Source organism: Corynebacterium sp. LK2510 (assembly GCF_040946405.1).
Classification (GTDB): Bacteria; Actinomycetota; Actinomycetes; order Mycobacteriales; family Mycobacteriaceae; genus Corynebacterium.
On sequence record NZ_JAYWLR010000030.1, the window covers coordinates 1 to 11,094 of the forward strand.

At 63.7% G+C, this 11,094-nt stretch carries 12 protein-coding genes; 4 read left to right on the top strand and 8 right to left on the bottom strand.

What is annotated here, in order from left to right; genetic code table 11:
* Window positions 1-151: 151 nt before the first annotated feature.
* Together VVR41_RS10390 and VVR41_RS10395 are read right to left on the bottom strand one after the other, a co-directional pair.
* Window positions 152-1,900: a biotin carboxylase N-terminal domain-containing protein gene (locus VVR41_RS10390; protein ID WP_368524708.1), complete on the bottom strand. Its 1,749-nt coding sequence runs from the start codon at window positions 1,898-1,900 to the stop codon at window positions 152-154.
* Window positions 1,901-2,019: 119 nt separating this feature from the next.
* Window positions 2,020-2,901, bottom strand: a complete 882-nt coding sequence (locus VVR41_RS10395; RefSeq protein ID WP_368524709.1) for a sulfurtransferase — start codon at window positions 2,899-2,901, stop codon at window positions 2,020-2,022.
* Between the two features lie 283 nt (window positions 2,902-3,184).
* Here VVR41_RS10395 and VVR41_RS10400 point away from each other — a divergent pair, with 283 nt between their 5' ends.
* Window positions 3,185-4,246 carry a Cj0069 family protein gene (locus tag VVR41_RS10400; protein ID WP_368524710.1) on the top strand — a complete coding sequence of 354 codons (1,062 nt, stop codon included), beginning with the start codon at window positions 3,185-3,187 and terminating at the stop codon, window positions 4,244-4,246.
* Here the strand turns inward: VVR41_RS10400 and VVR41_RS10405 are convergent.
* The 5 genes from VVR41_RS10405 to VVR41_RS10425 all read right to left on the bottom strand — a co-directional run bounded on the left by VVR41_RS10405 (window position 4,243) and on the right by VVR41_RS10425 (window position 8,627).
* Window positions 4,243-4,644, bottom strand: coding sequence for a DUF3151 domain-containing protein (locus VVR41_RS10405; protein ID WP_368524711.1), 402 nt, complete (start codon window positions 4,642-4,644; stop codon window positions 4,243-4,245). The genes VVR41_RS10400 and VVR41_RS10405 overlap by 4 nt on opposite strands.
* A gap of 18 nt (window positions 4,645-4,662) precedes the next feature.
* Window positions 4,663-5,253, bottom strand: coding sequence for a nucleoside triphosphate pyrophosphatase (locus VVR41_RS10410; RefSeq protein ID WP_368524712.1), 591 nt, complete (start codon window positions 5,251-5,253; stop codon window positions 4,663-4,665).
* Complete coding sequence (locus VVR41_RS10415; protein WP_321103739.1) at window positions 5,254-5,484, bottom strand: acyl-CoA carboxylase subunit epsilon; 231 nt, start codon at window positions 5,482-5,484, stop codon at window positions 5,254-5,256.
* Between the two features lie 12 nt (window positions 5,485-5,496).
* Complete coding sequence (locus VVR41_RS10420; protein ID WP_368524713.1) at window positions 5,497-7,011, bottom strand: acyl-CoA carboxylase subunit beta; 1,515 nt, start codon at window positions 7,009-7,011, stop codon at window positions 5,497-5,499.
* A 224-nt stretch (window positions 7,012-7,235) separates the two neighbouring features.
* Window positions 7,236-8,627 (bottom strand): NAD-dependent succinate-semialdehyde dehydrogenase, encoded by a 1,392-nt coding sequence (locus VVR41_RS10425; RefSeq protein WP_368524714.1) that lies wholly within the window; start codon window positions 8,625-8,627, stop codon window positions 7,236-7,238.
* Between the two features lie 433 nt (window positions 8,628-9,060).
* On the opposite strand from VVR41_RS10425, the gene VVR41_RS10430 reads away from it, so the two are divergent.
* From VVR41_RS10430 to VVR41_RS10440, 3 genes are all read left to right on the top strand, one after another.
* Window positions 9,061-9,810: a cyclase family protein gene (locus tag VVR41_RS10430; protein ID WP_368524715.1), complete on the top strand. Its 750-nt coding sequence runs from the start codon at window positions 9,061-9,063 to the stop codon at window positions 9,808-9,810.
* Window positions 9,811-9,916: 106 nt separating this feature from the next.
* Window positions 9,917-10,066, top strand: a complete 150-nt coding sequence (locus VVR41_RS10435) for a hypothetical protein (protein WP_368524716.1) — start codon at window positions 9,917-9,919, stop codon at window positions 10,064-10,066.
* A gap of 152 nt (window positions 10,067-10,218) precedes the next feature.
* The gene (locus VVR41_RS10440; RefSeq protein WP_368524717.1) at window positions 10,219-10,413 is read left to right on the top strand and encodes an SDR family NAD(P)-dependent oxidoreductase; all 195 of its coding nucleotides are present in this window, start codon (window positions 10,219-10,221) and stop codon (window positions 10,411-10,413) included.
* Window positions 10,414-10,493: 80 nt separating this feature from the next.
* On the opposite strand, the gene VVR41_RS10445 is transcribed toward VVR41_RS10440, so the two are convergent.
* On the bottom strand, window positions 10,494-11,094 hold a 601-nt coding region (locus tag VVR41_RS10445), incomplete at its 5' end, for a transposase (protein WP_368524718.1).

Here is an 11,094-nt window from a genome sequence, read left to right on the forward strand (position 1 = left end):
TCTAGACCGTTGTGACACACCTCAATCATGCTCGAGCACAGGCCCACAATTAGGAGACACGCCCTAGTGTTGTTCCCCGCGTAGGGGACGGCAACGAGACGAATGCCCCGCAGCGCGCTGGCGCTGCGGGGCATTATTCGGCCGCGTAGGGCTACTTCAGCTCCATGAGAACCGCGCCCTTGTTGGCCTGGCCGCCTTCTTCCACGGCGAGGCCGGTGACTGTACCGGACTTGTGGGCCTTGACCGGGTTTTCCATCTTCATCGCCTCGAGGACAACCAGGATGTCGCCCTCTTCGACCTCGTCGCCCTCGGAGACGTTGACCTTGATCACGGTGCCCTGCATTGGGGCCGCGACGGCGTCACCGGAGACGGTGGTCTTGGAGCCTGCGGAGCGGCGCTTCTTCTTCCGGCGCGGTGCGCCACCAAAGACGAGGGAGGACGGCAGGGCGATTTCGATCCTGCGGCCGTTGACCTCCACGGCGAAGGTGCGGTTCTCACCGGCATCTTCCGCCTCGGCAGCATCCTCGGTGGAGGCGGCGACGGTGTTGTTCCACTCCTCCTCGATCCAGCGGGTGTAGATGCCAAACGAATCCCCCGTCCCGACGAATGCCGGGTCGTCCAGCACAGCCTGGTGGAACGGGATTACCGTCGGGATGCCCTTGACCTTGAACTCGGCCAGTGCGCGCTTGGAGCGTTCGATGGCCTCGGCGCGGTCCTCGCCGTAGACGATGAGCTTGGCCAGCATGGAGTCGAACTGGCCACCGATGGTGGAGCCGGCGCGCACACCGGAGTCGACGCGCACACCCGGGCCGGACGGCTCGACGTATTCGGCGACGGTGCCGGGCGCCGGCATGAAGTTGGCGCCTGCGTCCTCGCCGTTGATGCGGAACTCAATGGCGTGGCCGTGCGGGGTGGGGTCTTGCGTGAAGCGCAGCTTCTCACCCATCGCGATGCGGAACTGCTCGCGGACCAGGTCGATGCCGGTGGTGACCTCGGAGACGGGGTGCTCCACCTGCAGGCGGGTGTTGACCTCGAGGAAGGAGATCAGCCCGTCGGAGCCGACCAGGTACTCCACGGTGCCTGCGCCGTAGTAGCCAGCCTCGCGGCAGATCGCCTTCGCGGAGGAGTGGATGCGCTCGCGCTGCTCGTCGGTCAAAAACGGCGCGGGGGCTTCCTCGACGAGCTTCTGGAAGCGACGCTGCAGGGAGCAGTCCCGGGTGCCGACGACGATGACGTTGCCGTGCTGGTCCGCGAGCACCTGGGCCTCAACGTGGCGGGCCTTGTCCAGGTAGCGCTCCACGAAACACTCGCCGCGGCCGAAGGCGGCGATGGCCTCGCGGTTGGCGGACTGGTAGAGCTCGGGGATCTCGTCGCGGGTGTAGGCGACCTTCATGCCGCGTCCGCCGCCGCCGTAGGCGGCCTTGATGGCCACAGGCAGACCGTGCTCATCAGCAAAGGCGAGGACTTCCTCGGCCCCGGCAACCGGGTCCTTGGTGCCGGGCGCCATGGGGGCATCAGCAGCTTCGGCGATGTGGCGGGCGGTCACCTTGTCACCGAGTGCCTCGATGGACTCGGGCGACGGGCCGATCCAGGTGATGCCGGCATCGATGACGCGGCGGGCGAAGTCGGCGTTTTCCGCCAAGAAGCCGTAACCGGGGTGGATCGCGTCGGCGCCGGAATCGGCGGCAGCTTTAAGGATCTTGTCGATGTCAAGGTAGGACTCCGCCGCGGTGGTGCCACCGAGCGCGAAGGCCTCGTCGGCCATCTCCACGAATGGCGCAGTTGCGTCGGGCTCGGCGTACACGGCCACGGATGCCAGGCCGGAGTCTTTAGCGGCGCGGATGACGCGGACCGCGATCTCGCCGCGGTTTGCTATCAGTACCTTCGTGAAAGTGGACACGCGATAATCCTGTCTAATCTAGTCTCGTTAGCCCGGCCATGCGGTGGCGGGGTGGCCAAGTATCGGCCATGATGATATCGCCCCGTCGCCGGAGCTAGAACATTTGTCTCCCTAACTTACTACTCCGTAGGTTCGAAGTGTGACTTTTCCACCGGGACGCGGACCATGTTTCCCCACTCGGCCCAGGAGCCGTCGTAAAGCGCGACCTCTTTAAAACCGAGGATGTGGCGCAGCACAAACCAGGAGTGGGCCGAGCTTTCCCCGAGCTCGCAGTAGGTAACCGTGCGGGCGGTGGGGTCGAGGGAGGAATAGATAGCCTCAATCTCGGCGCGGGTGCGGAACCTTGCGTTCGGGTGGACGGCGTTGCCCCAGGGGAAGTTCACCGCGCCGGGAATGTGGCCGTGGCGCAGAAACCCCGGCGCCTTACCGGCACCGGCGGGCTGGGGAACACCGGCATAGGACTCAGGGGAGCGTGAATCAATCAGCTGGCTGGGGGCGTCGGTAAGCAGCTCTGTTACGAAGCAGCGCTGGGGAGCGTCGTTGCGCTCGACCACGGGGTAATCCGTGCGCGGGTAGTCGGGAACGGCGTAGGAGGTGTCGCGCTCCTCGCCCATCCACGCGTCGCGCCCGCCGTCGAGAAGGCGCACGTCCGGGTGTCCAAAGAGCTCGAACACCCACGCCGTGTAGGCGGCCCACCAATTCGCGCGGTCACCGTAGATGACCACGGTGTCGTCGCGGGAGATCCCCCGGGCGCTCATCAGCGCGGCGAATGCCTCGCCGTCGATGAAGTCGCGCGTGACGGGGTCGTTGAGATCTCGCTGCCAGTCGACGCGCACGGCACCGGGGATGTGCCCGATGTCGTAGAGGAACGCATCCTCGTCGCTTTCGACCACGCGCAAGCCGTCAGTTCCCAGGCGAGCTGACAACCACGCCGCGGAGACGAACTTCTCCGGGTGGGCAAACTCCTGGTAAAGCGGGTGCGGGTCGTGTTCGATGGCCATAGATCCACCTACTCCTTAACGCTTGATGTTCTACTGCGCTGATTTTACCCGCGCCTGTGGCTGGGCGGTAACGCTTGGCTCAAAGGTGAAATAATGTGAGTTCAAACACGTTTGCAGTGGTGGTTGGGCGTGTCAAGGGCGATGCCCTTAATCTGTGCCGGGAACACAACAGGAAAGCACTGCAGGAAAGCACAACGGGAAAGCTGGTGGTACGCCTTCACGGCTGGCTCGGGCTTGCTCCGGTTCAGGTTCCTTAGCGTGCACGTTTTTGAAAGGGACACCCGTGAAAAAGGCAATCGTGGTCTTCGAAGTCGAAGGCGGCTCCGACAAGTACTTCAACGGCCACCGCAAGGACACCATGCCGATCGTCGAGGCCATCCAGGCGAATGGGTGGCACGCCGAGGTGGTCTTCTACCGCCCCGAGTGGAGCGAGGCCATCTTCGCCCACGTCAGCGACAACTTCGACGGCTACATCTCCCGCGTCAACCCGGGCAATATCCCGGGCGGGGAGAAGGGCTACTTTGAGCTTTTGACCAAGCTTTCCGACGCCGGGCTCGTCGGCATGTCCACCCCAGAGGAGATGATGGCCTACGGCGCGAAGGACGCGCTGGTCAAGCTCAACGAGACCGATCTTGTGCCGGCTGACACCGCCGCCTACTACGACGTCGACTCGTTCCACGAGACGTTCCCGACCTCGCTGTCCTTCGGCGAGCGCGTGCTCAAGCAGAACCGCGGCTCTACCGGCTCCGGTATCTGGCGCGTGCGCATCGCTGACCCCGAGGTTGCCGCGAACGTCGAGCCGGGCACCGCGCTGCCGCTCGATACCGAGCTCAAGTGCACCGAGGCTGTGGACAACCACACGGAGACCCGCCAGCTTGGCGAGTTCATGGACTTCTGCGACCAGTACATCGTGGGCGACAACGGCATGCTTGTAGACATGCGCTTCATACCCCGCATCACCGAGGGCGAGATCCGCATCCTCCTCGTCGGCCCCCACCCGGTGTTCGTCGTGCACAAGAAGCCGGCCGAAGGTGGCGACGCGTTCTCGGCGACGCTGTTCTCCGGCGCGACGTACACCTACAACACCCCGGAGCAGTGGCCGGAGCTGATCGAGATGTTCGCCGCGGCGCGCCCGGTCATCGCGGAAAAGCTCGGCGGCGACAACATCCCGCTGATTTGGACGGCGGACTTCATGCTTGCCGACGACGACGCCACCGGCGCCGACACCTACGTCCTCGGCGAGATCAACTGTTCCTGCGTCGGTTTTACCTCCGAGCTCGACATGGGAATCCAGGAACTCGTCGCCGAGGAAGCTATCTCTCGTGTCGAGGCAGCAAACGCCTAATCGCCCAAGAGCTTCTCGACGCTTCCCGGATCCGCATCCGAGAGCATCTGGCGGCACCGGTCGTACTCGGCGTCGTCACCAATTGCCCGGGACGCGCGGGCCAGCATCGCGATAGCGTTCAGCACCGCGCGGTTCGGCTCGTGGGACGCGGGCACCGGTCCCCAGCCCTTCCAACCGTTGGCGCGCAGGCGATCGAGCGAGCGGTGGTAGCCCGTGCGGGCATACGCGTAGGCGACGATCCGGTCGCCCTGCTCGAGCTCGCGCTCGGCGCGCGCCGCCCACACTGCAGGGGAGTCGGGGTGGGCGAGCACTGTGGCGTCGTCAAGCAAGTCCGCCCCAGCGGCCGGGTCCTGCGGGAGTTCAACGGGCGGGGGTGCGAGCATGTCCTTCATTTCCATGCCGCCCACAGTAGCGGGCTAGGTCCAGAACGCGCTGGCGTTGAGGCCGAAGCTGTTAAGAGCGCGGCGCAGAAGCGGCATGGATAGGCCGATCACGCTTGTCGGGTCGCCGTCGATCGAGTCGATGAACCAGCTGCCCAGCGCCTCGAGCGTGAACGCCCCGGCGCACTGCAGCGGCTCCCCGGAGCGGGCGTAGGCCTCGATGTCGGCGTCGGTTACGTCCCCGAAGCGGATGGTGGTCGAGGTGGTCTCCTCTACCCAGTGGCCGTTGTAGTGAACGGCGTGGCCGGTGAGCAACTGGGCCTGGTTGCCACGCTGGGCTTTCCACCTCTCGATGGTGGCCTCGACCGTGCGGGGCTTGCCTTGGAGGGCGCCGTCGAGAAGCAGCATTGAGTCGCAGCCGACGGTGACCTCCCCGAGGTTTCGAGCGGCAACGACCTCTGCTTTGGCGCGCGCCAGCGCCGTGACGACGCGGGCCGGAGGCTCACCTGCGAGCGACGCGAGAAGCGCGTCCTCGTCGATGTCGGCCGGGCACACGACAGGGTCGACGCCGCCCTGGCGCAGCAGCATGAGGCGCGAGGGCGACTGGGATGCGAGGACGAGCCGCATCTAGAAGTAGGAAACGTTGGCGAAGGCGCCGGGGTTGAACACGTTCGGGTGGCTCAGCGGCGCGGGCCGGCCCCACAGGTTGCGGTCCTTTGGCGTGCCAGCCTGCGCTGCAGCAGCGGCAGCCTGCAGCTCGGCGAGAACGGCGGTCAGCGCGGCGATCTCGTCCTCGTTGGGGTTTCCCCTGACCACGGAAAAAATAGGCGTGGTCTCCTTGGTGGCGGGAGTAGTCATAACTCGTTCTCCTTACAGAGGGATGTTGCCGTGTTTTTTCATGGGTGGGTAGATTACCTTGCGCTCCAGCAAACGCAAGGCCTCGAGGATCTGAGCGCGCGTCTGGGCGGGCTCGATGACGGAGTCGACGAGGCCGCGCTCGGTGGCGACATAGGGGTTGAGGTTCTCCTCGGCGTAGGCCGTGGCGTCGGTGTCGAGCGCGGCGGCGGCCGTGGGGGCGTCGGCAAGCGCGATCTGCGCCGTCGGCCACGCGAAGACGAGGTCGGCGCCCAAGAACTTCGAGCCCATGACCGCGTACGCGGGGCCGAAGGCCTTGCGGGTCACGACGGTCACCGTGCCCACCTGCGCCTCGGCAAACGCGTAGGCGAGCGCGGCCGCGCCGCTGACCACGCCAGCGTGTTCTTCCTCGGTCGCCGGGACGAAGCCGGGGGAGTCGACGATGAAGACGAGCGGCAGGTTGAACGCGTCGCAGGTGCGCACGAAACGCGCTGCCTTGCGCGCGGCGGCGTCCGTCAGGCAGCCGGCCAGCACGGAGGGCTGGTTGGCCACGACACCCACGGCGCGACCGGAGACGTGCGCAAGCCCGGTGACGATGCTGTCCGCGTGGGCCGCGCCGAGCTCGAGCAGGTCGCCGTCGGTGACAGCGGCGATGACGTCGTGGACGTCGTAGGCCGCGCTGTCGTCATCAGGCATGAAGGCGTTGAGGTCGGTCCCCGGCGTCTCGGTGACAGTCACGAGCGGGGAGCCGGCGCGGTTGTTCTCCGGCAGGTAGCCGATGAGATCGCGCGCCAGGGCGACGGCGTCGGCGTCAGTTGCGGCAGTGAGCTGGGCCAGGCCCGTGCTCGTGCTGTGGACGCTGGATCCACCAAGAGACTCCGCGGTCGCATCCGTGCCGCTGACAGTGGTGACGATACCTGGATCAGCCAGGTGTACCGAGGCAGCCTCGGCCATGATGACCACGTCAGACAGTGGCACCGAGATGGCAGACAGGCCGGCGGTGCGCCCAGCGACTACCGCGATCTGCGGGATCAGCCCGGACGCGGTGGTGGCAGCGCGCAGCAGCTTCGCCTGCATCGCGGCGGTGACCACGCCCTCTTGCCAGCGCGGGCCTGCAGAATCGTAGATTCCCACCAGGGGCACACCGGTCTTGGTGGCCAGCTCGTAGAGCTTGAGCATCTTGTCGGCGTAGACCTCGCCGATGGCACCATCGAAAATGGTCTGGTCCTGGGAGAAGACGCAGACCCGGCGGCCGTCGATAAGCCCGTAGCCCGTGATGACGCCGTCGGTCGGGGGCTTCGTGCGATCCATCTTGTAGGCCTCGACGCGGTGGCGGGCCAAAGCATCCGTCTCGACGAAGGAGCCGGGGTCGAGCAGCTTCTCGACGCGCTCACGCGCCGTGGTGCGGCCCGCGGCGTGGGTGGCCTCAATGGCCTCCGCCCCGACTGGCGCCTGGGCCTCGTCCAGGCGGTTGCGCAGATCCTGAAGGCGCCCAGCCGTCGTCGTCAGATCCGGTTTGGAAGAACTCATAGCGCCCAAGTTTAACCCCCGATGCCCATATCCGGGGCACCGCTCCACAGGGCAGCGCTGCCGCGTCCGAAAAATCCTCGCCACCGCGCCGTCTGGCGACCGCAACACTGGGGGCTGTCACACGGCCTCGGCACAGCAAAAAGCTGGGCCCGGAAACTTGAGTGTTCCGGGCCCAGCTCTAGTGCTTCGTGAGGCGCCTTATCGGTACCTCGTGGCGTTAAGCCTTAGAAAGAGCCGTCGATGTCGGCGACGACGACAGTCTTCTGGTTGACGAACTCGTGGATGCCCCAGTCGATGAGCTCGCGGCCGTAGCCGGAGCGCTTGGTGCCACCGAACGGGACGTCAGCCTTCACACCAGTCGGCTGGTTGATGTAGACCATGCCGGTGTCGATCTTGCGGCCCATCTTGCGGGCGCGCTCAATGTCCTTGGTGAAGATGGAGCCGCCCAAGCCGAACGGGCTGTCGTTGGCGATGCGGATCGCGTCCTCGTCGTCCTTGGCGCGGTAGATCGAGGACACCGGGCCGAAGAACTCGGTGTGGGCGGTCTCGGAGCCGAACGGAATGTCGGTGATGATGGTCGGCTGGTAGAACGCACCCTGGCTCGGCAGCTCGATGCCGACCTCGGTGACGGTGCAGCCTTCAGCCTTGGCGGCGGCAACCTGCTCAGCGACGTCGTCGACAGCGCCCTGGGACGACATCGGCGCCAGGGTGGTCTTCTCGTCCATCGGGTCGCCAGCGACGAACTGCTTGACGCGCGCGGTGTACTTCTCCAAGAACTCGTCGTACAGGGCGTCGGCGATGATCATGCGCTTCGAGGAAACGCAGACCTGGCCGGCGTTCCAGTGGCGGCCGAACGCGGCCCACTCGACAACCTTGTCCAGGTCAGCGTCCTCCAGAACGATGAACGCGTCAGCGCCGCCGAGCTCGAGAGTGGACTTCTTCAGGTGCTTGGCTGCCGTGGATGCCACAGCAGCACCTGCGCCCTCGGAACCAGTCAGGGCCACGCCGCGGACGCGGTCGTCAGCGAGGATCTGCTCCGACGCGGAGTGGGAGGCGAAGACGTTGGTCAGAAGGCCCTTCGGTCCGCCAGCCTGCTCGAAGAGCTCGACCATCTTGAGCGCGGACTGCGGAACGTTGCTGGCGTGCTTCAAAACGATGGTGTTACCAGCAGCGAACTGCGGCGCGCCGATGCGGACGACCTGGTAGAAGGGGAAGTTCCACGGCTCGACAGCGTAGATCACACCGAGCGGGTCGTTGACCAGGGCGATGTCCTGGTCCCCGAAGCCCTCGGCCGGGAGGTAGCGGGGAGCGAGGTGCTCCTTGGCGAACTTCACGTAGTAATCGAGCATCTTGATGCAGATGTCGACCTCGAGCTCGGCCTCGGCCAGAAGCTTGCCCATTTCCATGGTCAGGATCTCGGCGTACTCGCGCTTGTTCTCGGCGAGGATCTCGGCTGCCTTGGCGAGGACGGCGGTGCGCTCCTCGATCGGCTTCGCGGACCATTCCTGGAAAGCCGCGTCGGCAGACGCGATGGCTGCGTCGATCTCGGCCTCGGTGGCGGTATCGAAAGTCTTGAGTACTTCTCCGGTGTACGGATTGGTTGTCTTGTATGCCATTTCTTGACCTCGTCTCTTACATTCCTACGGCCTGGGTTCGGCGTAAAAGCTTCACGCAATCTAGAGATCGTCCTGCACAACAGGAGGGGGCTAGAGCAGGAAAATCCGACTCCACTCCCGTCAGAACCCATTCTGGTCAAGCTTACAACTTTCGGTGGAAAAGCAAAGCGTACCGCGAAAAGTCTTTGGGATTCGGGGGTGGCTGGGGGTGGATGAGTGTTGTGTGCCGGGGCTGGGATGGGGGAGGTCTTCTGATTTGCGCGTGGTGGGAAGGGCTAACGGGGTTCATCGTCCGGAAAGGGAGTGGTGAATTTATTTCTCGAGATGATTGCCTATCCGGGGTATCCCCTTAAGTTGAGCCGAGTAATGAACAAAGCTGTTCGGCACGTCCGGACATTATTGTCTGCCTAGTGCATCTAAGGAGTACCCCACCATGTCTGAGTCCAACCCGCTGTGGGAGTTTGCCAGAAGCCTACGCAGCTCCCGGTACGAATTTGTTGACCTTACCCACACCTTCTTTCCCGGCCAGCCCAAGTTCTCAATCCTTCCCGACCAGCAGACTGAGGAGGTTTTTACAGTTGCGGAGCAGGGTTTCGCGGTGACCAAATATTCTCTGGTTGGCCAGTGGGGAACCCACGTCGATCCCCCAGTGCACTTTGTGGAAGGTGGACGTACTCTCGATGAGCTTTGCGTCGATGAAATGATCCTTCCGCTGGTTGTGCTGAACATCGTTGACAAGACTCACGCCAACCCGAATTATGCGGCGGGCGTCGCTGATATTGAGCGGTGGGAGGAGAAAAACGGGCGGATTCCTCCCGAGGCTTTCGTAGCGCTTCGTACCGATTGGTCGAAGCGATGGGATTCGAACGACCTGTACGGCAAAGATAGTGAAGGGAAGAGTAATTGCCCTGGCTGGTCGTTGGAAGCGTTGGAGTTTCTGCATAAGGAGCGCAACGTCGTGGCTATCGGCCACGAGACAACGGATACGGATCCCGGTTCCTCCATCGACCACGGTGTTTTCGAATGCGAGCTCTACTGGCTGCAGCAAGATAAATGGCAGATCGAACTGCTGGCTAACTTGGATCAGTTGCCGGAAGCGGGCGCGTTGATAGTGGCAACGTGGGCGAAGCCGCGCAGTGGAACTGGCTTCCCCGCCCGCGTGTTTGCCATTAAAGAATCCTAAAATGGGGCAGTACTCACCGTTGATGCCACTACTTGGCGACGACGAGTTGACAGTGTCTGTGAAAGAAATATGTGCTTAGGTTCGCCAGACCCGCCAGGCCGATTCCGTGGGCACTATCTGGCGCGTTGTGGACAACGATGAGTCCCTTGTGGAGTACACGTGGAGGGACGTCAAGGAGACGCTAGGAGATGATGGTGGCCTCGATATTTTGACGAAGCAGCTGAATTACATTGCCGTATCCGTTGCGCAAGGCTGAACCTAGTGCGTCCGATCCCGTACGTCCGCGACCAATCAGCTGGGGCTAAGTGACGCTCAGTTTGCCGGACTGCACAAGGTCATCGGAGTCGCAGCACAAACGAATTGACTCGCTATGGGTCTGCACGTTCCAGTAGATGGGAGATGTGAATAATGGAGCTAGGACTAAAAGATAAGGTCGCCATCGTTACCGGAGGTAGCAAAGGGCTAGGTTTTGCCGCAGTGCAGGCGTTAGCCGCAGAAGGCGCTCACGTAGCCTTGTGCGCACGCAACAAGACGGAAGTCGAAGCGGCAGCCGCGCAGTTCGACCACGTCAAAGGCTATGTCGCGGGGTCAAGTCCTGGGTAGTGGTGTATCTGTCCTTTCGTTCTGGCTGATTGTGTGTGGGCGGGGTTAGGGTCCTGCTCGGGCCTGGTTGTGGTGGGGTTTCATGCGCTGATCTCTTTCGCGGTAGTCGGGTTCTCGTCGATGGTGGCGACGGTCATGATCGCTGTGGTTTGTTCGAGGCTGGTCAGTGACATGTAGCGTTTCTGCTGGATCCACTCGTCGTGTTGCTCGGCCAGCACAGCACCGACCAACCGGGTCACGGCCTCCCGGTTCGGGAAAATGCCTACCACGTCGGTACGACGCCGGATTTCCCGGTTGAGCCTTTCAGTGGGGTTATTTGACCAGATCTTCGTCCACACCGCTTTCGGCGCCGCAGTGAAAGCGAGGATGTCGTCGAGGGATTCCTCGAGGTAATCAGCAACTCTTGGGAACTTCTGCTGGCAGAACTCCACAACCTCCCGGGCCTGGGCCCACACTGCCTGTGCGTCCGGCTGGTGGAAGATCGTGTGGAACATCGCCGACAACGTCGGCCACTGGGTCTTCGACACCAGCCCAGAGAGGTTCTTCGCGAAATGCGTCCGACACCGCTGCCACGAGGCATTCGGCAACACGTCCCCGATTGCATGCTGGATGCCCAGGTGCGCGTCACTGGCCACCAGGAACACACCGGATAGTCCACGGGCGATGAGGTCCTTGAAGAAG

Coding starts and splice junctions, on each gene's coding strand:
- VVR41_RS10395 (WP_368524709.1), bottom strand. CDS start 2,901: ATGGCCATCGAACACGACCCGCACCCGCTTTACCAGGAGTTTGCCCAC.
- VVR41_RS10405 (WP_368524711.1), bottom strand. CDS start 4,644: ATGGAAATGAAGGACATGCTCGCACCCCCGCCCGTTGAACTCCCGCAG.
- VVR41_RS10440 (WP_368524717.1), top strand. CDS start 10,219: ATGGAGCTAGGACTAAAAGATAAGGTCGCCATCGTTACCGGAGGTAGC.
- VVR41_RS10420 (WP_368524713.1), bottom strand. CDS start 7,011: ATGAGTTCTTCCAAACCGGATCTGACGACGACGGCTGGGCGCCTTCAG.
- VVR41_RS10415 (WP_321103739.1), bottom strand. CDS start 5,484: ATGACTACTCCCGCCACCAAGGAGACCACGCCTATTTTTTCCGTGGTC.
- VVR41_RS10425 (WP_368524714.1), bottom strand. CDS start 8,627: ATGGCATACAAGACAACCAATCCGTACACCGGAGAAGTACTCAAGACT.
- VVR41_RS10410 (WP_368524712.1), bottom strand. CDS start 5,253: ATGCGGCTCGTCCTCGCATCCCAGTCGCCCTCGCGCCTCATGCTGCTG.
- VVR41_RS10430 (WP_368524715.1), top strand. CDS start 9,061: ATGTCTGAGTCCAACCCGCTGTGGGAGTTTGCCAGAAGCCTACGCAGC.